Genomic DNA, 25,224 nt, shown 5'->3' with positions numbered 1-25,224 from the left:
ATTATTTGTGTAATCTTTTTTTTATTATAAAACCGAAGAATACAGGAAAATAGAAAAACGGCATCAGAACAATACCCAAAAAGAGGAAAATAGAGGATTTTGATGACTTTAAATGCAGTTTATACACTTTTCTCCTGCATCGGATATTGACAAACAGAGAGAGTTCTGGTTATAATGAATGCAGTTGTTTTTGGACAAACGGACAAATGTACGGGCATGAGGGATGAAGAAAACAAATCTTGTTGGACGCATCTCCTTTTTGTACTCTTCGTTTTAATGTGGTAAAGTGCCAAAATGAAAAACGGTGGAATGGCGAAGCCGTTCCGGCAAATGTCCGGATGATGCAAAAACAACGCGAATCCATGAAAGGAGTTAGGAAGAATTATGAAAAGAAAAATTGTAAGCGCATTACTTGTTATGAGTATGACTGCAAGCCTGGTTGCCTGCGGAAATTCCGGCAGCGGAAGTTCTGATCCGGCAGATGAGAGTGTAAGCGTAAGCAGCAGCGCATCTTCCGAAAGTGATGCAAGCGCATCTGCAAGCAGTGAGAGCGAAGCCGAGGCAGAGGAATCCGAAATGCCGGAAGGATACGACGAGACCAGCACAGAGCTCTACAATGAGGCACTGGGAGATTTCAACGATGCACTTGCTACTGCAAAGGAAGCAGAAACGGTGGATGAGAGATATGCCCTGATGGCAGTTGCCGAGGGAAAACTGATGGAGTCCGCCATGATGTACCCGCTCACCTCAAGAGGTGGTATGTACGCGATGTACAGAATGGCTCCGCGCACCAAGGACTATACACTTTGGGGAAGCGATAAAGACCGTTATCATCAGTATGTTGTAACAACTGACTTTATCAAGGCAGAAGATTACAACGAAATGAGAGCAAAATGGGATGAGCTTAAAGGAACAGGAACCTATGAGAGCTGGGTAAAAGAATATCTGGCAGGAAAAGGTTACACCTTAAAAGACAGCTTCTCCATGCCGTATGCGAGCGATCCGGTAACATGGGACGGACTTGCAACTTCCCGTGCGGCAGATACCGATGCGATCATCAATACCTATGACGGACTGATGGAGTACGATGTAGAGGGAACTCTGCAGCCGGCACTGGCAGAATCCTATGAAGTATCCGATGACGGACTGACCTATACCTTCCACCTTCGTAAAGATGTAAAATGGACCGATTCCCAGGGACGTGAAGTGGATACTGTAAAAGCAGATGACTTCGTGGCCGGAATGCAGCACATGTGTGATGCACAGGGCGGTCTGGAATACCTGGTACAGGGCGTGATCAAAAACGTATCCCAGTACATCAGCGGTGAAGTTACCGATTTCGACGAGGTTGGTGTAAAAGCTGTTGATGACTATACCGTAGAGTACACACTGGAAGAGCCATGCAGCTACTTCATGACCATGCTGGGCTACACCATCTTCATGCCGATGAGCAGAAGCTACTATCAGTCCCAGGGTGGTAAATTCGGTGCTGAGTACGATTCTTCCGCAGCAGATTATCAGTACGGAAAAGATTCCAACTCCATCGCATACTGCGGACCGTACCTGGTAACCAACGCTACAGCGAAAAATACCATCGTATTTAAACTGAGCGATTCTTACTGGAACAAAGACAACGTAAACATTAAAACCCTGACCTGGCTGTTCAATGACCAGTCTGATGTTACCAAAATGTACACAGATGCAAAAGCAGGTACCGTTGACTATGTAAACCTGAACACCTCCACTATGGAGACAGCAAAATCCGAAGGTCTGTACGACCAGTACGCAGTAGTTTCAGATACCGACGCTACTTCCTTCATGGGATTCTACAATATCAACCGTACTGCGACTGCAAATGCCAACGACGGAACAACAGCAAAGAGTACAAAGTCTGACGAAGAAATCCAGAGAACAAACAAAGCACTGCAGAACGTTCACTTCAGAAGAGCGATCAGCTTTGCAGCAGATCGTGGCGCTTACAATGCACAGCAGGTTGGCGAGGATCTGAAGTATACTTCCCTTAGAAATACCTTTACCCCGGGATATTTCGTAAGCCTGTCAAAAGACACTACCATTCAGATCAACGGAACCGACACAACCTTCCCGGCAGGCACCTACTATGGTGAAATCGTACAGAAACAGATCGACGCCGACGGCGTGAAGATCAAAGTATGGGATGCCGAAAACAAGACCAGCGATGGTTTTGATGGATGGTACAATCCGGAAAACGCAGTAGAAGAACTGAATACCGCAATCGAGGAGCTCGCAGAAGACGGTATCACCATCGATGAGAGCAACCCGATCCAGATTGAGTATCCATATCCGTCTGCAGTAGAAGTTTACACCAACAAAGCAAACTCCTACAAGAAATCAGTAGAGGCTGCCCTTGGCGGAAAAGTTGTGATCAATCTGGTTGATGCCGTAGACCTGGATGGATGGTACTATGCAGGATACTATGTAAACTATGGTTATGAACAAAACTACGACGTATATGATGTCTCCGGATGGGGTCCGGACTTTGGTGATCCGTGCTCTTATCTGGATACCATGCTTCCGGACTACGAAGGATACATGACCAAATGTTTCGGTATCTTCTAATTTTGGAAAAGGTAAAATTGGAAAGACCAGAACAGTTGAAAGCCAATGAATAAACCGGCAGGGGGATGGGGACAAAAAAAGCCATTCCCCTGTCATATTGTGTTAAGGAATGAGAGAATATGACAAAATATCTTTTTAAGCGTTTGTTGCATGGCCTTGTTTCCGTAGTAATCGTCGTTGGATGCGTTATGACTATGATCTATTCTCTGATGGACCGAAATCTGATTTTCGCACAGGATACCACCTATTCCCATCAGAGCAATAACCAGAAAAAGGTGTACAAATATCAGAAGTGGGAGACATACGGATATCTTGATTATGTAACCTATGCAGATTATTTGAACGCTCTCAAAGCAAAAGGCGAAATTGACGAGGATACGAGATCCAAAGCAGTAGCATTCGGAAGAACGAAAGACCAGGATTCAGAACTGGTATCTGAATATGTAAAGGAATTTACAGCTTATTATAAAGCAAAAGGTTACACCGTAAGAAGATACGATGCGATCATGATGGGTAAGAAAAAATATGCCAACGGCGGACAGCAGCAGCTGTTTGCATACAGGGATATTCCGCTTGCAACACGTCTCGGAAAATATTTTTCCGGTTTGATTGACATCGACAGCATTCACGATGCTGCAAAGGTAGAAGGTAAGAGGGGGATTACATTTACCTTACACGATCCGGTATATGGGGGAAAGAAATTTTCACCGGCCATCATGGGAAATGGCACAACACACAAGTACCTGATGTACTTTGACTCAAAATTCCCATATTTCCATCAGAATATAATCACCATAAATTTAGGAAAGTCCTATTCCGTAAATGAGGGTGTGGATGTAGCACTGACCATGACCCGCGCGCAGGGATCCTACGTAAAATCGGAGATTACCTACCCAAGCGGTCTGGTGGAATACAGTGCAGACGATCTGCACAGCGCAACGTATATGAGCGAATCTCAGGATGCAAGCGCTGTTCATTCCGATCGGTTCACAGATGACTATACCAACGTGGATACAGTTAAGAGTGGTAAATCAAAAATCGGCTATTCCTTTGTGATCGGTATCATTGCCGTGATTCTTTCCTATCTCATCGCAGTGCCGCTTGGCATTCTGATGGCGAGAAAGAAAGACAAACTGGTTGACCAGCTTGGAACCATCTATATTGTATTCATTATAGCAGTACCTTCACTGGCCTATATCTTCCTGTTTAAGGCAATCGGAGGAAAAATGGGTCTGCCAACCACCTTTGACATGGATTCGAAGAGCAAGCTGATGTATATTCTGCCGATCGTTTCTCTGGCACTGCCGCAGGTGGCAAACCTGATGAAATGGCTGCGTCGATACATGATCGACCAGATGAACTCCGATTACGTAAAATTCGCAAGATCCGGTGGACTGACAGAGGGAGAAATCTTTACGAAACACATTTTGAAGAACGCAGCGATTCCGATCGTACAGGGTGTTCCGGCGAGCGTACTGTTCGCACTGACCGGAGCCATCATCACCGAGCGTGTGTACGTAGTACCTGGTGCCGGTAATCTGCTGACCGAAGCAATCAGCAAATATGATAATGGTGTTATCGTAGGTGTTACACTGTTCTACGCAGTGCTCTCCGTGATTTCCATCATCCTGGGCGACGTTTTGATGTCCATGGTGGATCCGCGAATCTCATTCTCAACGAAAGACAGGTAGGGACTTATGAATTATGATTTAGATAAATTCGGTCTGTCTGAGGAAGAACTGTTTTCTCCTATAGATAACAGCTCTCTGGAGTCTGAGAAAATTACGGCTCCGAGATATTCCTACTGGCATTCCGTGTTCCGCGTATTTTTTAAGAAAAAAATCAATATTGCCGTACTTTGCCTCCTGGGTGTGATTCTGCTGATGACGTATGTGTATCCGCTCTTTGTGGAGTACGACCGTTTCGCCAATCTGATGAACGGCGCGACAAAACATCTGTCTCCAAGCAAAGCATTGCAGCAGCTTGGATTCAATATTCACTGGATTTTAGGATCCGGTGCTTCCGGACAGTCGACCTTTGATGCTGTCTGGTTTGGTTCCAGAATTTCAGTTTCCCTGGCATTTATCTGTGCGCTCATCAACCTTTCGATTGGTGTGATTGTCGGATCTGTCTGGGGATTTTCGAAGAAGGTTGATGTCTTCATGATGGAGGTTTACAACATCATCGGAAATATTCCGTATGTACTTCTGATCTCCGTCCTGGTGCTTATCTTTTCTCCGAGCTTCTGGACCATGGTATTTGCACTGACCGTTACCGGATGGCTTGCCATCGCGTACTTTATCCGTACGCAGGTCGTTATCATCCGTGACAGAGAGTATAATCTGGCATCAAAATGTCTTGGAACTTCGATTTTCCGCATTGCGATGAAGAATATTCTCCCGTTTATGACATCTGTCATTGTTACTCTGGCGGCAACTGAGATTCCGTCCTACATCTCTTACGAGGTGTTCCTGGCTTACATCGGTATGGGACTTTCTGACATGTCTCTGGGAAGACTGATCTATGAGGCTGAGGGTGCCATGCTGACACCGGGATGGGGATTCGAATTCTGGAGTCCGGTTGTTGTCGCTTCAATTATCACCGTAGTATTATATGTAGTTGGACAGAACCTTGGAGATGCGTCCGACCCGAGAACACATATGTAGGAAGGAAAGCCGCATGGAAGATAAAAAAGTATTATTATCGATTAAGGACTTACAGGTAAAATTCCGTGTCCGCGGCCGTATCCTGACGGCAATCCGGGGCGTAACGCTGGATATTTACGAGAATGAGTCCATTGCTATCGTAGGAGAATCCGGTGCCGGTAAATCCGTATTCACAAAAGCGTTTGCAGGAATGCTGGACAGCAACGGCTTCATCGATCAGGGAGATATCATTTTTAACGATGCCGAGCTGAGCGATACCGTTGTGCCGCTGAATTCTTATGCGAAAAAGACCATCGCATCCACCTGGGAAAAACTGAATGAGTATTCCAAACTGGAATATGGTTCAGAAGTATTCCTGAAAATGAAGGCGCTGGAGCAGGAAAAAGAAGAAAAAATGACGCTGAGCGAGGAAGAGCGTGAGAAAGCAGATGCTGAAATCAAGGAACTTGTAATAAAGAGAACCGAACTTTTCAACTATAAGCAGACACTCGATACTTCCAAAGAAAAAGCGAAAATCAAAGAGACATCCGCGGAGATTTCCAGACTGGATGGAGAGATTAAGGCTCTGCAGAAAGCAAAAGAAGAAAAAATCAAGGCACACAAACAGGCTGCCATGAACGATACGGCCTACAATCAGGCGTATGATGCAAAGATGGCAGAGTACAAAAAAGAGTATGCCGGCCTGACAGCAAAAGAAATTACGGACGAGACAAGAAAGAGAAATGAGATTCTTGCCAAAGAGATCTATCTTTCCGTTGGACGTTACAAACTGCGCAAAAAAGTCCGCATGATCAAAAAGCTGCACGAGGCATTCAAAGCTGCAATGGAGCGCGGTGTGGATCTGAACGATGAGCAGAAGCGAAACGGCGTTTTTGACCAGGCTACCTTCCGCGTACGCTATCTGGATGAGACACCGGAGCAGCTTCATGGAACCTGTATCATCAATCTGGCAAAAATCCAGGATCCGAATGACTGGGGTCAGATCCGCGGTAAGAAAATTGCAACCGTATTCCAGGATCCGATGACTTCCCTGAACCCGATCATCACAATCGGAAAACAGATTACGTCTGTTATCATGAAGCATCAGCATGTCAGCGAAGTGGAAGCAAGGGCACAGGCGCTTGAGCTGATGGAAAAGGTTGGTATTCCGAACGCAGAGCAGCGTTTCGATGATTATCCGTTCCAGTATTCCGGCGGTATGAGACAGCGTATCGTTATCGCGATTGCACTTTCCTGCCGTCCGAAGATCCTCATCTGCGATGAGCCGACAACTGCGCTGGATGTTACGATTCAGGCGCAGATCCTGAAGCTGATCAAGGACCTTCAGAAAGAGTACAACTATACCATCGTGTTTATTACCCACGACCTTGGTGTCGTAGCGAATATCGCTGACCGTGTTGCCGTTCTGTACGCAGGACAGATCATCGAGTTTGCGAATGTAGAAGAGCTGTTCTACGACCCGCGCCATCCGTACACCTGGGCACTGCTTTCTTCCCTGCCGCAGCTTGCGGAGCGGAATACAAAGCTGTTCTCGATTACCGGTACCCCGCCGTCTCTGTACAACAAGATTATCGGAGACCCGTTCGCACCGCGTAACCAGTACTGTCTGAAAATCGACACACTGGAAGAGCCTCCGATGTTCAAAGTAACGGGTACCCATTACGCCAAAACCTGGCTGCTGGATCCGAGAGCACCGAAGACGGAGAAGCCGGAGGCTATTCAGAATATTCACGAAAAACTGTTAAAAGCATATAACTTATAGGAGAGTTTGAAAGTGTCTACAAAGCAGGAAAGCAAGACCACTGTTTCGCATCTGCCGGAGCATGGTCCGATTGATGAAAATGGAAGAGAAATCTTACTGCAGGTAAAAAATGTAGATATCACTTTCGGCAAGGGCGATGACGCAGTCAAAGCGGTAAAAAATGCTTCTTTTGACATCTACAAGGGAGAAACCTTCTCCCTCGTAGGCGAGTCCGGTTCCGGAAAGACCACGATCGGCCGTGCGGTCATTCGTGTCAACCCGTGTTCCGCAGGAGAGATCCTGTACAAGGGTGTTAAAATTTCCGGCAAGATTCCGCATTCCCTGGACCGGGAGGTTATCCGAAACATTCAGATGGTATTCCAGGATCCTGCCGCATCGTTAAATGAGCGTGCGACGGTCGATTACATCGTATCCGAGGGTCTTTACAACTTCCATCTGTACGAGAACGAGGCAGACCGTGTGAAAAAGGTAGAGAACATGATCAACGAAGTTGGTCTTCTGCCGGAGCACCTGACCCGTTACCCACATGAGTTCTCCGGCGGACAGCGCCAGCGTATCGGTCTGGCCCGTGCCATGGTTATGGAGCCGGAGCTGGTTGTAGCCGATGAGCCGATCTCCGCACTGGACGTATCGATTCGTGCCCAGGTCCTCAATCTGCTGAAAAAATTCCAGAGAGAAAAACAGGTTACTTATCTGTTTATTGCTCATGACCTTTCCATCGTTCGGTTCATTTCCGACCGTATCGGTGTTATCTACAAAGGAAATATCGTAGAGGTTGCGGATGCAGAGGAGCTGTTTAACTTCCCGCTGCACCCATACACGCATTCTCTGATTTCTGCGATTCCGATTCCGGATCCGCAGCTCGAGAAGAATAAGGTGCTGTACACCTACGACCCGTCCATCCATGATTATTCCGTGGACAAACCGGAATTCGTGGATATCGGACACAACCACTTTGTATATGGAAATAAAAAAGAGATCGAAGAGTACAAGGCACTCCGTGAAAAGGGAGAGCCGCTGCAGCCGATCACCATCCGAAAGCCTGGCGAGGAAGTAAAAGAGGAGAACCACGAGGTTCATCTTTCCAAGGCAGAAGATGAATTCCTGAAAACTCCGGTTCACGATACCGGAAGCGTCTGGTACAAAGTGCTGTCATTCTTCTTCCCGATCATCGGTATCATCGCAGCGATGGTATACAAAAAGAAACAGTACTATCACAACTACAAAGCATGCAAGCAGGGCGCGCTGTACGGATTTGCCGTACTTGCCGTGATTCTCCTGATCTTTATCATTGCATTGATTTTAGTTGCCCTATAGTGGACAGGAAAGAAAAAGTGGCCCGGAACCAGAAAAAAGGTTCCGGTGCCGCTTTTTTTGATTTACACGAGCAACGAGCCAAAGTCCGTGCTTGCACGAGACCTTGGCGACTGCCGCGATAACTTGAGAAACTCGCGGAGCGTGTTTCTCATAGTTTACAGGAAGCTTCGTTGAACTTTCCTGCAAATCAAAAAGCCTTCCGGGCAGAACGCTTTCTTATGCCGGTTCACAAAAGAGAAGCGTGAGAAGAATTCCGTTCCGATTTTACTTGACGGGAGATGTGTTTTTTGGGACAATAAATCACAGCAAAAAAGAAAATAAAAGGAAAGAGGAGCAACAGAATGGGAAGAACAGTAAAAGATCCGAACAGACGGCTGCCAAAGCCGGTACAGAAGGTCTGGCTTTCCGAAAAAAATGTCGGACGGCGCATCCTGCTTGTAGTACTGCTTCTGGCGATTGGATCCGGTTTTCTGGTGTATGGTTTTATGAACTTTCTGCACGGAGATTCCGGCTGGCGTGAGATCAGTGTAAAGGCAGGCGCGGATTTGAACTGCGGTGAGGATTTTACCTTGAAATATAACGTTGGCGCAAGCGGGGTTTCCGCAGGCGGGGAGGCAAAGGCACTTTCGCTGCTTTACACAGATGCGGCGGTGAAAGGCTACCGGCTTTTCAATATAGATGAGAGCTTTGAGGATGTGACAAACCTGTATGATATCAACCAACATCCAAATGAAGTGCTGACGGTAGATCCGGTTTTATACGATGCACTGAAAAAAGTATCCGATGCCAATTGCCGGGAAATTTATCTGGGACCGCTGTATGCGTCCCTGGAAAATCTCTGCGCCAGCAATGATGATGCGGCTGCAGCGCAGTTTGATCCGAACCGGAACGATGCGGCAGCAGAAGAAACGGCAGCAGTTGCTGCCTTTACACAGAACCCGGATGATATTTCACTGGAGCTGTCAGGGGAAAACCAGGTCTGTCTGCATGTGTCAGACGCGTATCAGGCGTATGCCGCAGAGATGGGCTATACCGCATATCTCGACTTTTTCTGGATGAAAAATGCTTTTTTGATTGATTATCTGGCGGATACGATTCGCGGCGAGGGCTATCAGCTCGGCATTATTTCCAGTAAGGACGGTTTCGTGCGCTGTCTCGATGAAACGGGAGAAAAAGAGTACCGGTATCCGCTGTATCATCTTTCCGGGAACGAAATCCAGTCATACGGAACAATGACGTATGAAGGACCGAAAAGCATCGTGTTTTTCCACGCTTACCAGGCGGGCAGCCCGGATGCGTACCGCTATTATCAGTATCAGGACAAAACGATGTGCACGCCGTATCTTAGCGCGGCAGACGGAAAAGACCACACAGCAGCATCCGAACTGATCGTCTATTCCGGTGAATATGGCTGTGCCAATACGCTGCTTGCAGCATTTTCTGATTATCAGGCCGAATCGCTTTCCAGGGAGTCCCTGGAAACACTGACTTCACAGAACATTTACAGCATCTGGTTTGAGGACGATGAGATGCAGACGACAGATGAAGATCTTGCCGTAATCGTAGGAAATGAATAAAAAACAAACCAGATTTGCATTGTACAATCGCAGTTAGGATGGTAGAATAAAAACAGAATTTGAAAAATCATTTCCACAATCTGCAAGCCCCACTTCGCGATCTGTTTTGACCTTATCCGGTTGCTGCAGACCGTTTGGGCTGAAAATGGGACTCGCAGCTCACGAAAAGCTTTTTTCAAACACGCTCTGGCATGAATGAGTGCTTTTTTATGCGATTTTGTATGGGGGAAGCAGCAGCGAGAGCACGTAAAATAAAAAAGGAGGGGTTATAATTTTGAAAATGGAAGAAAAATTATACGATTATATGGATTGGGCGGAAATAGAAGCCGTGGTCTATTCTGAGGAGAATCATCCAAGAGATATCTTAGGCCCGCGCGTAACGGAGGATGGTGTTTTGATTCAGGCGTTTTTCCCGGATGCAACCCGTGCAGCCGTACATACGATCCGCGACGGAAAACAGACCGAGATGGTTTGCGAGGATGAGGCGGGATTTTTCGCTGTGCTGCTTCCAGGAAAGAAAATTCCGTCCTATACGCTGATCTACTGGGACGGCGACGGAAACCAGATGGAGCATTACGATCCGTACGCCTATCCGATGCAGTTCACCGAGCAGGAACAGAAACAGTTTGAAAACGGCATCTGTTATTCCATCTATGAGAAGCTGGGTGCACACCCGGTAAAGATCGATGGTATCAGCGGTGTTTACTTCGCTGTCTGGGCACCGAATGCGATCCGTGTCAGTGTTGTCGGAAATTTCAATAACTGGGACGGAAGAGCATATCAGATGAATCTTCTGGAGTCCGGAATCTACGAGCTCTTTATCCCCGGTGTTCGCGCGGGCGACATCTATAAATATGAAATTAAGGCAAAGGGCGGTCTGACGTATCTGAAATCGGATCCATACGCGAATGCAGCACAGCTGCGTCCGAACAATGCGAGTGTTGTGGTTGATCTTGGAAAATATGCCTGGCAGGATGAGAACTGGATGAAGAAGCGTGGTGTCACACAGGGCGACAAAGCGCCGATTTCTGTTTATGAAGTGCATCTTGGCTCCTGGAAAAAACCGGACGATGGCCGTGAATTTTATAACTACCGTGAGATCGCTCCGATGCTGGCTTCTTATGTGAAAGAGCTCGGCTACACCCATGTTGAGCTGATGCCGGTGATGGAGCATCCGCTCGATGAATCCTGGGGTTATCAGGTAACGGGCTATTACGCACCGACAGCACGATACGGAACGCCGGATGACTTCCGCTATTTTATGGATACGATGCACCAGAACGACATTGGTGTTATTCTCGACTGGGTACCGGCACACTTCCCGCGCGATACCTTCGGACTTTCTGCGTTTGACGGAACGTGTCTGTACGAGCATTTTGACCCGAGACAGGGATCCCATCCACACTGGGGCACGCTGATTTACAATTACGGCAGACCGGAAGTAAAGAACTTCCTGATCGCCAATGCGCTTTTCTGGGCAAAAGAGTACCATGCCGACGGAATCCGTATGGATGCGGTTGCCTCGATGCTGTATCTTGATTATGGCAAGCAGGACGGGGAGTGGGTCGCAAATATCTACGGCGGAAATGAGAACCTTGAGGCAATCGAATTTTTAAAACATCTGAACTCCATCTTCAAAAAAGAGTTCCCGGATGCGCTTCTTATCGCAGAGGAATCGACCGCATGGCCGAAGGTGACGGGAGAACTCGACGATGAAGGACTTGGCTTCGACTACAAGTGGAACATGGGCTGGATGAATGATTTTACGGAATATATGAAAAACGATCCGGTATACCGCGGGGCACATCACGATCAGCTGACTTTTTCTATGGTATATGCATACTCGGAGAAATTCATGCTGAGTCTGTCGCACGATGAAGTGGTTCATCTGAAGGGATCCATGTATACCAAAATGCCGGGTACACCGGAGCAGAAAATGGCAAATCTTCGTCTGGCGTACGCTTATCAGATGGTGCATCCCGGAAAGAAGCTTCTGTTTATGGGACAGGAATTTGGACAGGAAAAAGAGTGGAATGAGAAACAGTCCCTGTCCTGGGAGCTTCTTGAGGACAAGAAACATCTGCAGTTAAAGAACTATATGGCGGCACTTCATGCATTCTACAAAGCAAATCCGGCATTGTATCAGCTTGACGAAAAGCCGGAGGGCTTTGAGTGGATCAATGGCATGGAGTGGGAAAAGAATCTTCTGATCTTCCTTCGCAGAACAAGGAAGAAAGAAGATACGCTGCTTGTCATATGCAACTTCTCGAATGTCGAGTACGATGATTTCCGCATTGGTGTGCCGTATCCAGGAAAGTACAAAGAGATGTTCAACAGCGATGCGGAAAGCTATGGCGGAACAGGCGTCGGAAATCCACGCGTGAAAATGTCGAAAAAAACAGAGTGCGACGAGCGGAAAAACTCGATTACCGTAAAACTCGCACCGCTTTCTGTTCAGGTATTTTCTTATACGAAGCCGGAGACGGGCGCTGCAAGCAATAAGAGCGCAAAGGCAAAAACTGCAGCGAAAGCGGCAGCAGAGAAGAAAACCGGAAAGAAGGGAAAACCGGCTGGAAAAACGGAAGAAGCAGTAAAAGCAGTAAAAGCAAAGAAAACAACAAAGACTGCTCAAAAAGCAGAGAAAAAAGCAGAGAAAAAGGTATCGGAAAAAACGGTGAAAACCGCAGAGAAAAAGCAGGGAACTACGACTGCGACAGAGAAGGTGGAGAAAGCCGTAAAGCAGGCGATCGACAGCAAACCGGTGAAAACGGTAGAGCAGACGGTGGACAAGCTGGTGAAAGCCGGAAAATCCGCAGCGGCAGAGGCAGCAAAAGCCGTGGAAAAATACCGCGCAGCCGCCGATCCGGAAAAGAAGCCGGCTACAAAGCCGGAAACCAAGTCGGAAGCAAAATCAGAGGCAAAACCAGAGACAAAAACGAAAAAAAGCACAGGCATGAGTGAACTCGGCGAGGAGCTGCAGAGAAAATTCGAGACAGAGGAGAGATAACACATGGTGAATCTGACAGCGGCGGAACGAGTCTATGAATACTGGATCGACAAGGCCTCTTCGGCTGCCGATCTGGTGCTGAAGATCGTGTTTGCAGTAATTCTGTTTCTGGTTGCACGCAAACTGATCCTGTGGCTCTGCGGTCTGATCCGGAAAAACATGCGGCGTTTTCACACGGAGGAGGCGGTGGTCAGTTTCACCGTTTCCATGGTGAAATACAGTCTGAACACGCTGCTGGTGCTGACCATTATCGTTCAGCTCGGTATCGTATCCGAAGCGTCGATCGCAGCAGCCATCGCCTCCGCCGGCGTTGCCGTATCCCTGGCATTGCAGGGCGGCCTCTCAAACTTTGCAGGCGGGGTGATGATTCTGCTGCTGAAGCCATTTAAGGTCGGTGACTACATCATCTTCCCGGGCGAAGGTCAGGAGGGAACGGTCAAAAAGATTGAGATGTATTACACGACAATCAACAGCATCGACAACCGTACCATCATGATCCCGAACGCCAATCTTACGAACCACACCATCATCAACGTGACGGCAATGGACCGCAGAAAGCTGGAAATCAAAGTCGGCATTTCTTATGAGTCCGATATCAGAAAAGCGAAGGACATCCTGCGTCGCCTCGTTGAGGAGGAGCCGCATTTTCAGTCGGAGGAGCAGCAGTTTTTCGTAGATGAGCTGGGCGAGAGCGCGATCACGGTTGGTCTGCGCGCCTGGGTCGCAACGGAAAATTACTGGCCGGTCAAATGGAAAATGAATGAGCGCATCAAAGAAGAGTTTGACGCGGCGGGAATTTCCATCCCGTATAACCAGCTCGATGTCCACATCTGCCCGGAACCGGCGAACAAAAAAGCCGGAAAAGGCGATAAATAAAGGATATTTTGAAAATTAACCCTTGCAATTGCACGGAAAAGGTGCTATAGTAAAGTTGTTAATAAGTGACTGTTAAGGAGTGGACGATTTCGTCCACTCTTTCTTGTGTACAGGGAAATGAAAGAATTTTTCGAAAGTTTCCCTAAATCAAAAAAGGTGGTGAGGATTTGAGCAGAAGAGAAGAATACGAACAGAAGGCAGAAGAACTGATCACTCCGATTGTAGAAGCCAATGGTTTTGAACTGGTGGATGTGGAGTATGTCAAAGAGGGCGGTACCTGGTACCTGCGTGCTTACATCGACAAAGAAGGCGGAATTACCGTAGATGACTGCGAAATCGTCAGCCGTGCATTTTCTGACCGGCTGGACGCAGAGGACTTTATCGATGACGCCTATATCATGGAGGTCAGCTCCCCGGGCCTTGGACGTCCGCTGAAAAAAGAGAAAGACTATAAGAGAAGCATGGGAAAAGAGCTGGAAATCCGGACATACCGTGCGATCGAGAGAAACCGGGAATTTTACGGAATACTCACCGCATATGATGATAACAGTGTGACCATTTTGGAGGAGGACGGAACAGAGCGCGTCTTCCAGAAAAGCGATATTGCATTGATCCGTTTAGCATTTGATTTCTAAACAGACGCAGATACAGGAGGAAAAGAGAAAAATGAATACAGAATTAATGGAGGCCCTTGAAGTTCTTGAGAAAGAGAAGAATATCAGCAAAGATACCCTGCTTGAGGCAATTGAGCAGTCGCTGATCCAGGCCTGTAAAAACCATTTTGGCAAAGCAGATAATGTAAAGGTAAGCATCAACGCCCAGACTGGTGATTTCAAAGTCGTAGCAGAGAAAACCGTTGTTGATCTGGTACAGGATCCGATCATGGAGATCGCCCTTTCCGATGCAAAACGTGCAGACTCCCGCTATGAACTCGGCGATATCGTTCCGGTAGAAATCAAATCCAAAGAGTTCGGCCGTATTGCAACCCAGAATGCCAAAAACGTCATTCTTCAGAAGATCCGTGAGGAAGAGCGTAAAGTTCTGTTTGATCAGTACTTCGAGAAAGAGCACGATGTGGTTACCGGTGTGGTACAGCGCTATGTAGGACGCAACGTCAGCATCAACCTCGGTAAAGTAGACGCTCTGCTGACCGAGAACGAGCAGGTCAAAGGCGAGAAATTTGAGCCGACCCAGCGTGTGAAAGTATACGTTCTGGAAGTAAAGAATACAACCAAGGGACCGAAAGTCATGGTATCCCGTACCCATCCGGAACTCGTAAAACGTCTCTTTGAGTCTGAGGTTTCCGAGGTTGCAGAAGGCATCGTAGAGATCAAGAGCATTGCCCGTGAGGCAGGAAGCCGTACGAAAATGGCAGTATGGTCCAACGATCCGAACGTCGATGCAGTCGGCGCATGCGTCGGTATGAACGGAAGCCGTGTCAACGCGGTTGTCAATGAGCTGAACGGAGAGAAGATCGACATCATTACATGGGATGAGAACCCGGCACTCCTGATCGAGAACGCACTGAGCCCGGCAAAAGTTATCTCCGTTATGGCAGATCCGGATGAGAAGACCGCAAAAGTAATCGTTCCGGATTACCAGCTTTCCCTTGCCATCGGTAAAGAGGGACAGAACGCAAGACTTGCCGCACGTCTGACCGGATTCAAGATCGACATTAAGAGCGAGACCCAGGCACGCGAGGCAGGAGACTTCGACTACGTAGAAGAAGAGGAATACGAGGAAGAGGACAATTACGATGAGTCCGCAGCAGAGGAGGAAACCATCTCTGCAGAAGAAAACTTCGACGAGAATGATGTAGAAACAGCAGAGAAAGCCGGAGACGAAGAGTAATTAAAATAAAAACAAAGGCGGGATGAGCATTTGAGTACAGTTCGTAAAGTGCCGCTGCGTAAATGCATTGGCTGCAATGAAATGAAAAACAAAAAAGAAATGATCCGCGTGGTGAAAACCACCGAAGGAACGATTGTTCCGGACACAACCGGAAGAATGAACGGACGCGGTGCTTATGTCTGCTCTCTGGAATGTCTGGGGAAAGCAATGAAAAACAAAGGACTTTCCCGTTCTCTGAAGGCAGAAATTCCATCAGAGGTTTATGAGCAGTTAAAGGAGGCATTTGCGAAGATTGAACAGTCAAAGTAAAGGATTATCCATGCTGGGCCTTGCCATGAAGGCGGGTAAGGTATCGAGCGGCGAATTTGCGACCGAGCAGGCCGTAAAGAGCGGCAGCGCATACCTTGTCATTCTGGCGGAAACGGCGTCGGCCAATACACAGAAGAAATTTCGCAATATGTGTGCATACTATAAAGTGCCATGCATTCTTTTTGGGGACAAAGAGCAGCTTGGAAGAGCCATCGGAAGAGAATACCGTTCTTCCCTTGCCGTATGTGAAGCGCATTTTGCAGAAAAAATAGCAGCATTGTTGGCAGAAGCGTAAGGCGTAAGGCCGGAAAGGTCGGTGGATGGATGCAGGAAACACGAAAACCGCAGAAAGAGGAGAAAAGATCATTGGAAAAGAAAGATACAGAAAATATGGAAATGAAGAAACCGGAAGAGCAGGCAAAACCGAAGAAAAAGAAAATTATTTCCGTTGTGCGTCCGCAGAACGCAACAAGTAAAGAAGCAAAAGAGTTCACAAAGAACCAGGGACAGAAAAAAGACCGTCCGTCCCGCGGAAACGGCCGTCCGGAAGGAAACCGCAATGGAAACGGAAGAAGCGAGGACCGTCCGAACCGTGGAAACGGAAACGGCGGAAATGGAGATCGTCCGAACCGCAATGGAGACCGTCCGCAGGGAGAGCGCCGTTTCAACAATAACGGAGACCGTCCGAACCGCAATGGAGACCGTCCGCAGGGAGAGCGCCGCTTCAACAATAACGGAGACCGCCCGAACCGCAGCGGAGACCGTCCGCAGGGAGAACGCCGCTTCGGCGGAAACAATGGAGACCGCCCGAACCGCAGCGGAGACCGTCCGGGAGGAGACCGCAATAACGGCGGAAGAAGCGGAAACGGTGAGAGAAGCGGAAGACCATTCGGTGAGCGTTCCGCACGTCCAAACGGAGGCAGACCGGGAAATAATGGCGGAAGACCGTTCGCAGGAAAGGATGATGATTCCCAGAATCAGAACCGCCGTCCGGGAGGAGACCGCCGCAGAACCGAGCATAAGAGCTCTGCAGGCGATACAATGAGCCTTGGCATCAAGAAGCCAGGCCGTGATACAGGAAGAAAAGAAAAAGACAAAAACAAAGATTCTTTAAGAGAAAATAAATTCAGTGAAGACAGAGGAAGAGGCGGAAACCGTCCGAACCAGGGACATCATCAGCAGTCCAGACTCCCGAAAGCGCTCCAGAAACCGGTCAACAAACCGAAACAGGAAGCTCCGAAGGATGAGGTAAAGGAGATTACCCTGCCGGAGAAAATGACTATCCGCGAGCTGGCTGAGAAGATGAAAATGCAGCCGGCAGTCATCGTAAAGAAACTGTTCATGGAAGGAACGATGGTTACCGTAAACCATGAGATCGATTTCGAAAAAGCACAGGAAATCGCGCTTGATTATAACATCATCGCTGAGCCGGAAGAGAAAGTCGATGTGATCGAAGAGCTCTTAAAAGAGGACGAAGAGGATGAAAAAGACATGGTTCCGCGTCCGCCGGTAGTCTGCGTTATGGGACACGTTGACCACGGTAAAACATCTCTTCTGGACTGCATCCGGAACACCCATGTCACCGACCGCGAGGCTGGCGGTATTACCCAGCACATCGGTGCATACACCGTTTCGATCAACAAACAGAAGATTACGTTCCTCGATACCCCGGGACATGAGGCATTCACTGCTATGCGTATGCGTGGAGCCAATGCAACGGATATCGCCATTCTCGTTGTCGCAGCAGACGACGGTGTGATGCCGCAGACCGTTGAGGCAATCAACCATGCAAAAGCAGCCGGCGTTGAGATCATCGTTGCGATCAATAAGATCGATAAACCAGGCGCAAACGTAGAGCGTGTAAAACAGGAGCTCTCCGAGTACGAACTGATTCCGGAGGACTGGGGCGGAAGCACCGTATTTGTTCCGGTATCTGCAAAGAACAACGAAGGTATCGACGATCTGCTGGAAATGATCCTTCTGACTTCCGAAGTGCTCGAGCTGAAAGCAAACCCGAACCGGAAAGCAAGAGGTCTTGTCATCGAGGCTGAGCTGGATAAAGGAAAAGGACCGGTTGCTACCATTCTGGTACAGAAAGGTACCCTGCATGTCGGCGATTACATCGCAGCAGGCGCATGCTCCGGTAAAGTCCGTGCGATGATGGATGATAAGGGACGCCGCGTCAAAGAGGCAGGCCCGTCTACTCCGGTTGAGATCCTCGGACTTTCCGATGTTCCGAACGCAGGAGAGATCCTCGTTCAGACCGATAACGATAAAGAAGCAAAGAACTTCGCAGCAACCTTCGTGGCAGAGAACAAGAAGAACCTGCTTGAGGAGACAAAAGCGAAGATGTCCCTGGATGATCTGTTCAACCAGATTCAGGAGGGTAACTTAAAAGAACTGGCACTCGTTGTCAAAGCCGATGTACAGGGATCTGTCGAGGCAGTAAAACAGAGTCTTGTCAAACTCTCCAACGAGGAAGTTGCCGTACGCGTCATCCACGGAGGTGTCGGTGCGATCAACGAGTCCGACGTTATGCTGGCAACCGCATCTTCCGCCATCATTATCGGATTTAACGTACGCCCGGATGCGAACGCAAAATCCATGGCAGAGCAGAACGGCGTAGACATCCGTCTGTACCGTGTCATCTACCAGGCAATTGAGGATGTTGAGGCAGCCATGAAGGGTATGCTTGAGCCGGTTTACGAAGAGAAAGTTATCGGCCATGCCGAGGTACGTCAGCTCTTCAAGGCATCCGGTGTCGGAACGATCGCCGGAAGCTATGTACTGGACGGAACGTTCCAGAGAGGCTGCAAAGTTCGAATCAGCCGCGAAGGAAACCAGATCTTCGAAGGAAATCTGGCATCCCTCAAACGTTTCAAAGACGATGTCAAAGAAGTGCGCTCCGGCTATGAGTGCGGTCTTGTATTTGAAGGATTCAACGATCTTCAGGAGTTCGATCAGGTCGAGGCTTATATCATGGTAGAAGTGCCGAGATAGAAATGAGGAATTAAGTTGAGAAAAAACAGTATTAAAAACACCAGGATCAACGGGGAAGTACAGAAAGAGCTTTCCAACATCATCCGGAACGAGATCAAGGATCCGCGCATCGGAATGATGACCTCTGTCACAGCGGCAGAGGTAGCGCCGGATCTGAAGACGTGTAAAGTATATATCAGTGTGTTTGGCGATGATGAGGCGAAGAAAGAAACCATCCGCGGCTTAAAGAGCGCGGAGGGCTTCATCCGCCGTATGCTGGCCAAGACCATTAACCTCCGCAATACACCGGAGCTGACCTTTGTCCTGGATGAGTCGATTGAATATGGCGTTACGATGTCGAAACTGATTGATGAAGTAACACACAAAGAAGACAAAAAGGATGAGGAAAATGAAGAAAATTGATGAAATTCTAAACGGAGTCTCCTGCATGGCCATCGCCGGACACGTTCGTCCGGACGGTGACTGCATCGGTTCCTGCCTGGGATTATACCAGTATCTTCGCGACAATCGGCCGGAGATTCAGGCAGATGTCTATCTTGAGGATCCACGGCCGGAATTTTCCTATCTTCCGGGCTTTTCTGAGGTAAAGACAAGCTGTGAAGAGAAAGCGTACGACCTTGTGGTCCTTCTGGATGTATCCAGCGAGGACCGCATCGGCGTTGCCGCACCGCTTCTTGCAAAAGCGGGAAAGACGATCTGCATCGATCACCATGTGACGAATACAGAATATTGCGAAATCAATCACGTAGAGCCGGATGCAAGCTCTGCCTGCGAGGTGCTGTTCGGACTGCTGGAGGAAGAAAAGATCTCCGAGCCGTGCGCCGAGGCGCTGTACACCGGTATTGTGACCGATTCCGGCGTATTCCAGTACAGCAGCACCTCTCCGCACACGATGCGGGTTGCGGCCGCTCTGATGGAAAAGGGAGTTCCGTTTACCAGAATCATCGAGGATGCATTCTTCAAGAAAACATACGTACAGAACCAGATTATGGGACGCACGCTGACAGAGAGCATCATGCTTCTCGACAAGCAGTGTATTGTCGGTATCGTGCGGAAGAAGGTCATGGACTTCTATGGCCTGACATCGGGAGATATGGACGGCATTGTCATCCAGTTAAAAAATACAGAAGGCGTTCACGTAGCGATTTTTCTGTATGAGCTGGAGCCGCAGGTCTTCAAAGTAAGCCTCCGCTCCGACGAGCTGGTTGATGTGAGCAAAATCGCAGCCGTATTCGGCGGCGGCGGCCATATCCGTGCGGCTGGCTGCACGATGTCAGGTTCTCCGTATGATGTAATCAACAATCTGACTCTGTATATCGAAAAACAGCTTCTTGCAGAAGAGGAAGAAGAGACGACAGAGGAAGAAGCATAAACAGGAAACAGCCGGGCGCAGAAAATATATCCACGCCCGGTTTTCTTGTGAAAAAGAGGGAGACAAAACAACATGATAAACGGAGTTCTGAACGTATGGAAAGAGGCGGGATTTACGTCGCATGACGTGGTTGCGAAGCTGCGCGGCATCCTGCACCAGAAAAAAATCGGCCACACCGGAACCCTAGACCCGGATGCGACGGGCGTGCTTCCGGTCTGCCTTGGAAAGGGAACGCGTCTCTGCGATATGCTGACCGATGAAACGAAGACGTATGAAGCGCTGCTTCACCTTGGAATCGCAACGGATACGCAGGACATGAGCGGAACCGTGACAGCAGAAGCGCCAGTGACCGTGACGGAAGAAGAGGTGCGGGACTGCATCGCCTCGTTTGTCGGGGAGCAGCAGCAGGTGCCGCCGATGTATTCCGCGCTGAAGGTTAATGGAAAGAAACTCTACGAGCTGGCGCGGGAAGGCATCGAGATCGAGAGGAAGGCCCGCACGGTGCACTTTTACGAGATCAGCATTCTGGAAGTGAAGCTTCCGCTGGTGCGCATGGAGGTAACGTGTTCGAAGGGAACGTATATCCGCACCCTGTGCCACGATATCGGCGAAAAACTGGGCTGCCACGGATGTATGGAGCAGCTGATCCGCACGAGAGTCGGCCAGTTTGACCGAAACGGAGCGCACACGCTTGACGAGATCGCAGCGATTGTCGGTGAGGGCCGCCTTTCGGAGATCCTCGTGCCGGTCGATGAAATGTTTGCCGCGCTGCGCAGCTTTGCGACAGCGGACGATCATGCGAAAAAGCTTGCGGAAAACGGAAATCCGCTGAAACCGGCGCAGATCCGCGAAATCGGGGAAACTGCTTCCGGCGGGGACTTCGCAGAAGACGAGGAGTTCCGCCTTTATCTCGATGGCGGAACGTTTGTCGGTATTTATCAATACAGACCATCACAAAACTTAACCAGACCGGTCAAGTTATTTCTGGAGAGAACATGAGATATCTAACAAAAACACTGGATTTTGATAGCAGAGGGGACAGCGTTGTAACCCTGGGAAAATTTGACGGCCTCCACCGGGGGCATATGCTTCTGATCCGTCGTGTCCTTGCAATCGGCAGAACGGAAGGACTGGAAACGGTTGTGTTTACGTTTGACGTGCCGCCGCAGTCGAAAGTGCAGCATGTCAAGCCGCATCAGCTGCTGACGAATGAGGAGAGAAGAGCCCGGCTCGAACAGCTTGGCATGGACTGCCTTGTGGAATGCCCGTTTGTGGATGAAGTGATGCACATGACGCCGGAAGCCTTTATCAAAGAGATTCTGGTGGATAAGCTGCACGCGAAAAAAGTTGTTGTGGGAAAGGATTTCGGTTTTGGCTACAAGAGAAGCGGCACAGCCGAAATGCTGAAAGAAATGGGCCCGTCCCTTGGTTTTGAAACCGAGATCATCGAAAAAGCAGAGGAAAACGGCCGCGAGATCAGCAGCACCTGGGCACGGGAAGAGCTGGAACAGGGCAATATGGAAGCCGTGAGCGGTCTGCTCGGCTACGATTACGCGGTTCACGGCGAGATTGTCCACGGTCATGCACTCGGCAGAACGATCGGCGTGCCGACCATCAATCAGATCCCGCCGGCAGAAAAGCTGCTTCCGCCGTTCGGCGTCTACGTTTCCGAGGTGAAAATCGAAGGAAAAATTTATTACGGTATCACAAACATCGGTGTTAAGCCGACGGTACAGGAAAAATTTACCGGCGTGGAGACGAATCTTTTTGACTGCAGCGAGGATCTCTATGGAAAACAGGCGGAGGTTTCTCTGTTAAAATTCCTGCGCCCGGAGCAGAAATTTGCTTCGATCGACGCGCTAAAAAACCAGCTCGATCATGATGTTGCGGCAGGAAAAAAATATGTAGAAAAAAAGTTCGCTCAGCAGTGAAACACTCGCTGTTTCGCTGCGTAAGAAAGTGATTCAGGTGTGGGCAGCTCTCCTTTTGCGAAGCAAAACTTAAAATGAGAGCTGCGAAAGTTACAGTTCGGAGAACTGTAACTACGTGAAAATTCATCGCGAAAACATCTGATTTTAGTATTTACAATTCGAAAAGCGTATGCTATACTAATCGAGTATGCGGGACAAAAAAGATCCCCGGACCCTGATTCAGAGGCAGGACACTCCGACCACTTCTTAGTCAGCGGTGCAATCAAAATAACAGGAGGAATTTAAAATGATTTCGAAAGAAAAAAAACAGGCAATCATCAAAGAGTATGCAAGAACTGAGGGAGATACAGGATCACCGGAAGTACAGGTAGCTGTTCTTACCGCAAGAATCGAGGAGCTCACTGAGCATCTGAAAGTTCACCACAAAGATCATCACTCCAGAAGAGGTCTTCTGAAAATGGTTGGTCAGAGACGTGGTCTGCTTGACTACTTAAAGAAAACTGATATTGAAAGATACCGTGCTTTAATCGAGAAGTTAGGAATCAGAAAATAATCAGCTTGGAACAACGGGCGGGATACATTTTCCGCCCGTTTCTTTGCTTGTAAGATCAAAGACAGCAAACGACATGGAGCCATTCTGGGCGCAGGAATTTTATCCGAGACCACTGAAAAACACATTGAAAGCTGCATCTTGTCCGTATTCCGGTGTGCTTTTCAGTTGTTTCGGAAATTCTGCTCAGAAGAAAAAAAGGAGATTATTTATGTACAAGAGTTTTTCTATGGAACTGGCAGGCAGAACCCTGACCGTAGACGTAGGCCGTGTAGCAAAACAGGCAAACGGCGCAGCATTTATGCATTATGGCGATACTGTAGTTCTTTCTACAGCAACCGCATCTGAGAAACCGCGTGATGGCATCGACTTCTTCCCATTAAGCGTTGAGTACGAAGAGAAGATGTACGCCGTTGGAAAAATCCCGGGCGGATTCAACAAAAGAGAAGGAAAAGCAAGCGAGCACGCAATTCTGACCAGCCGTGTCATTGACCGTCCGATGCGTCCGCTGTTCCCAAAAGATTACCGCAACGATGTTACCTTAAACAACATGGTAATGTCCGTAGATCCGGAGTGTGATCCGGAAGTAGTCGCAATGCTGGGTTCCGCAATCGCAACCTGCATTTCCGACATCCCGTTTGACGGTCCGTGTGCCATGACTCAGATCGGTATGATCGACGGCGAGTTCATCGTAAACCCGACTCTCGCACAGAAAGCAGTATCCGACCTGAAACTGACCGTAGCTTCCACCAGAGAGAAAGTCATCATGATCGAAGCCGGAGCAAAAGAGATTCCGGAAGCAAAAATGATCGACGCCATCTACAAAGCACACGAAGTAAACCAGGAAATCATCAAATTCATCGACAGCATCGTAGCAGAGGTTGGAAAACCGAAACACGCTTATGAGAGTTGCGCTATTCCGGAAGAGCTGTTTGCAGCGATCAAAGAGATCGTTCCTCCGGCCGAGATGGAAGAGGCTGTTTTCAGCGATGACAAACAGACAAGAGAAGAAAACATCCGTGTCATCACCGAGAAACTCGAGGAGGCATTTGCCGACAACGAAGAGTGGCTGGCAGTATTAGGCGAGGCTGTTTACCAGTATCAGAAAAAGACCGTTCGTAAGATGATCTTAAAAGACCACAAACGTCCGGACGGCCGTGCGATCACAGAAATCCGTCCTCTGGCAGCAGAGGTTGACATTATCCCGCGTGTTCATGGTTCCGCTATGTTCACCCGTGGACAGACTCAGATCTGCAACGTAACAACACTGGCTCCGCTTTCCGAAGCACAGAAACTGGACGGACTGGATGAGTTCGAGACCTCCAAACGTTACATGCATCAGTACAACTTCCCGTCCTACTCTGTAGGTGAGACAAAACCGTCCCGCGGACCGGGACGCCGTGAGATCGGCCATGGTGCTCTGGCAGAACGTGCCCTGGTTCCGGTACTTCCGACCGAGGAAGAGTTCCCGTACGCAATCCGTACCGTATCCGAGACCTTCGAGTCCAACGGTTCTACTTCCCAGGCAAGTATCTGTGCATCCACCATGTCTCTGATGGCTGCCGGTGTACCGATCAAAAAACCGGTTGCAGGTATCTCCTGCGGTCTGGTAACAGGCGAGACCGATGATGATTACCTCGTACTGACCGATATCCAGGGTCTCGAAGACTTCTTCGGCGACATGGACTTTAAGGTAGCTGGTACCCACGACGGAATCACTGCAATCCAGATGGATATCAAGATCCATGGACTGACCCGTCAGATCGTAGAAGAGGCGATTGCCAGAACGAAACAGGCAAGAGAGTACATCCTGACCGAGGTTATGGAGAAAGCGATCGCAGAGCCGCGTAAGACGGTCGGCGAGTTCGCTCCGAAGATCATCCAGATGATGATCGACCCGCAGAAGATCGGTGAAGTTGTCGGCCAGAGAGGAAAGACCATCAACGCCATCATTGATGAGACCGGCGTAAAGATCGACATCACAGATGACGGTGCAGTTTCCATCTGCGGAACCGAGCAGGCTATGATGGATCAGGCAAAGAAATATATCGAGATCATCGCAAGCGACTTTACCGAGGGACAGATCCTGACCGGAAAAGTTGTCAGCATCAAAGACTTCGGTGCTTTCCTTGAGTTCGCACCTGGAAAAGAAGGTCTGGTACACATCTCCAAGCTCGCCAAACAGCGTGTTGAGAAAGTAGAAGACGTTGTCAGCCTTGGCGATGTTGTAAAAGTAGTCTGCATGGGCAAAGATAAGATGGGCCGTGTAAGCTTCAGTATCAAGGATGTTCCGGCAGACGCGAAATAAATAGATCTGCCAGACGATAAAGAGCGGGGAACACAGAAAAAGGGATCTGCAAAACGGTTCGTTTTTCTGTGTTTTCTTATGTCCAATAGGAGTGAAAGCT

20 protein-coding genes are annotated in these 25,224 nt (G+C 48.7%); 19 read left to right on the top strand and 1 reads right to left on the bottom strand.

Annotated elements, in window-relative coordinates:
• Positions 1-384 precede the first annotated feature (384 nt).
• The 6 genes from DW769_RS02965 (at position 385) to DW769_RS02940 (ending at position 9,920) form a co-directional block, all read left to right on the top strand.
• Positions 385-2,598, top strand: a complete 2,214-nt coding sequence (locus DW769_RS02965) for an ABC transporter substrate-binding protein (RefSeq protein WP_118719145.1) — start codon at positions 385-387, stop codon at positions 2,596-2,598.
• A 119-nt stretch (positions 2,599-2,717) separates the two neighbouring features.
• Positions 2,718-4,289: an ABC transporter permease gene (locus tag DW769_RS02960; RefSeq protein ID WP_022461047.1), complete on the top strand. Its 1,572-nt coding sequence runs from the start codon at positions 2,718-2,720 to the stop codon at positions 4,287-4,289.
• A 6-nt stretch (positions 4,290-4,295) separates the two neighbouring features.
• Positions 4,296-5,264: an ABC transporter permease gene (locus DW769_RS02955; RefSeq protein WP_118749944.1), complete on the top strand. Its 969-nt coding sequence runs from the start codon at positions 4,296-4,298 to the stop codon at positions 5,262-5,264.
• Between the two features lie 13 nt (positions 5,265-5,277).
• Complete coding sequence (gene oppD / locus DW769_RS02950) at positions 5,278-7,026, top strand: oligopeptide ABC transporter ATP-binding protein OppD (RefSeq protein WP_118749943.1); 1,749 nt, start codon at positions 5,278-5,280, stop codon at positions 7,024-7,026.
• 12 nt (positions 7,027-7,038) lie between these two features.
• A complete protein-coding gene (locus DW769_RS02945) occupies positions 7,039-8,343 on the top strand; it encodes an ATP-binding cassette domain-containing protein (RefSeq protein ID WP_270423095.1) in 1,305 nt (434 codons plus the stop codon).
• A 341-nt stretch (positions 8,344-8,684) separates the two neighbouring features.
• Positions 8,685-9,920, top strand: a complete 1,236-nt coding sequence (locus DW769_RS02940; RefSeq protein WP_118749942.1) for a hypothetical protein — start codon at positions 8,685-8,687, stop codon at positions 9,918-9,920.
• Here the strand turns inward: DW769_RS02940 and DW769_RS17375 are convergent.
• Positions 9,845-10,099: a DUF6783 domain-containing protein gene (locus DW769_RS17375; protein WP_416388117.1), complete on the bottom strand. Its 255-nt coding sequence runs from the start codon at positions 10,097-10,099 to the stop codon at positions 9,845-9,847. The two genes, DW769_RS02940 and DW769_RS17375, sit on opposite strands and share 76 nt — an antisense overlap.
• A gap of 101 nt (positions 10,100-10,200) precedes the next feature.
• On the opposite strand from DW769_RS17375, the gene glgB reads away from it, so the two are divergent.
• From glgB to DW769_RS02875, 13 genes are all read left to right on the top strand, one after another.
• A complete protein-coding gene (gene glgB / locus DW769_RS02935; protein ID WP_118749982.1) occupies positions 10,201-12,927 on the top strand; it encodes a 1,4-alpha-glucan branching protein GlgB in 2,727 nt (908 codons plus the stop codon).
• Positions 12,928-12,930: 3 nt separating this feature from the next.
• Complete coding sequence (locus DW769_RS02930; RefSeq protein ID WP_022462926.1) at positions 12,931-13,803, top strand: mechanosensitive ion channel family protein; 873 nt, start codon at positions 12,931-12,933, stop codon at positions 13,801-13,803.
• A gap of 167 nt (positions 13,804-13,970) precedes the next feature.
• Positions 13,971-14,438: a ribosome maturation factor RimP gene (gene rimP / locus DW769_RS02925; protein ID WP_022462927.1), complete on the top strand. Its 468-nt coding sequence runs from the start codon at positions 13,971-13,973 to the stop codon at positions 14,436-14,438.
• 31 nt (positions 14,439-14,469) lie between these two features.
• Positions 14,470-15,654: a transcription termination factor NusA gene (gene nusA / locus DW769_RS02920; protein WP_117804402.1), complete on the top strand. Its 1,185-nt coding sequence runs from the start codon at positions 14,470-14,472 to the stop codon at positions 15,652-15,654.
• Between the two features lie 30 nt (positions 15,655-15,684).
• The gene (gene rnpM / locus DW769_RS02915; RefSeq protein WP_022462929.1) at positions 15,685-15,963 is read left to right on the top strand and encodes an RNase P modulator RnpM; all 279 of its coding nucleotides are present in this window, start codon (positions 15,685-15,687) and stop codon (positions 15,961-15,963) included.
• Complete coding sequence (locus tag DW769_RS02910) at positions 15,947-16,258, top strand: L7Ae/L30e/S12e/Gadd45 family ribosomal protein (RefSeq protein ID WP_055221524.1); 312 nt, start codon at positions 15,947-15,949, stop codon at positions 16,256-16,258. Before rnpM ends, DW769_RS02910 begins: the two co-directional genes overlap by 17 nt.
• A gap of 95 nt (positions 16,259-16,353) precedes the next feature.
• Positions 16,354-18,963 carry a translation initiation factor IF-2 gene (infB, locus tag DW769_RS02905; RefSeq protein ID WP_334291847.1) on the top strand — a complete coding sequence of 870 codons (2,610 nt, stop codon included), beginning with the start codon at positions 16,354-16,356 and terminating at the stop codon, positions 18,961-18,963.
• A 15-nt stretch (positions 18,964-18,978) separates the two neighbouring features.
• Positions 18,979-19,365: a 30S ribosome-binding factor RbfA gene (gene rbfA, locus DW769_RS02900; protein WP_022462931.1), complete on the top strand. Its 387-nt coding sequence runs from the start codon at positions 18,979-18,981 to the stop codon at positions 19,363-19,365.
• Positions 19,352-20,335 carry a DHH family phosphoesterase gene (locus tag DW769_RS02895; protein ID WP_117509186.1) on the top strand — a complete coding sequence of 328 codons (984 nt, stop codon included), beginning with the start codon at positions 19,352-19,354 and terminating at the stop codon, positions 20,333-20,335. Before rbfA ends, DW769_RS02895 begins: the two co-directional genes overlap by 14 nt.
• A 72-nt stretch (positions 20,336-20,407) precedes the next feature.
• On the top strand, positions 20,408-21,334 hold the full coding sequence (gene truB, locus DW769_RS02890) for a tRNA pseudouridine(55) synthase TruB (RefSeq protein WP_117509185.1): 927 nt from the start codon (positions 20,408-20,410) through the stop codon (positions 21,332-21,334).
• Positions 21,331-22,266: a bifunctional riboflavin kinase/FAD synthetase gene (locus DW769_RS02885; protein ID WP_055265450.1), complete on the top strand. Its 936-nt coding sequence runs from the start codon at positions 21,331-21,333 to the stop codon at positions 22,264-22,266. Before truB ends, DW769_RS02885 begins: the two co-directional genes overlap by 4 nt.
• 286 nt (positions 22,267-22,552) lie before the next feature.
• Positions 22,553-22,819, top strand: a complete 267-nt coding sequence (gene rpsO, locus DW769_RS02880; protein ID WP_022462935.1) for a 30S ribosomal protein S15 — start codon at positions 22,553-22,555, stop codon at positions 22,817-22,819.
• A 208-nt stretch (positions 22,820-23,027) separates the two neighbouring features.
• Entirely contained in the window at positions 23,028-25,124 is a 2,097-nt protein-coding gene (locus DW769_RS02875) for a polyribonucleotide nucleotidyltransferase (RefSeq protein WP_022462936.1), read from the top strand.
• The last annotated feature ends 100 nt before the right edge of the window (positions 25,125-25,224 follow it).

This window comes from Blautia sp. AM29-29, from assembly GCF_003480555.1.
GTDB classification, from domain to species: Bacteria; Bacillota; Clostridia; order Lachnospirales; family Lachnospiraceae; genus Fusicatenibacter; species Fusicatenibacter saccharivorans.
Note: the sequence above shows the minus strand (reverse complement) of the source record. Positions and strands in the feature narration are given on the sequence as shown.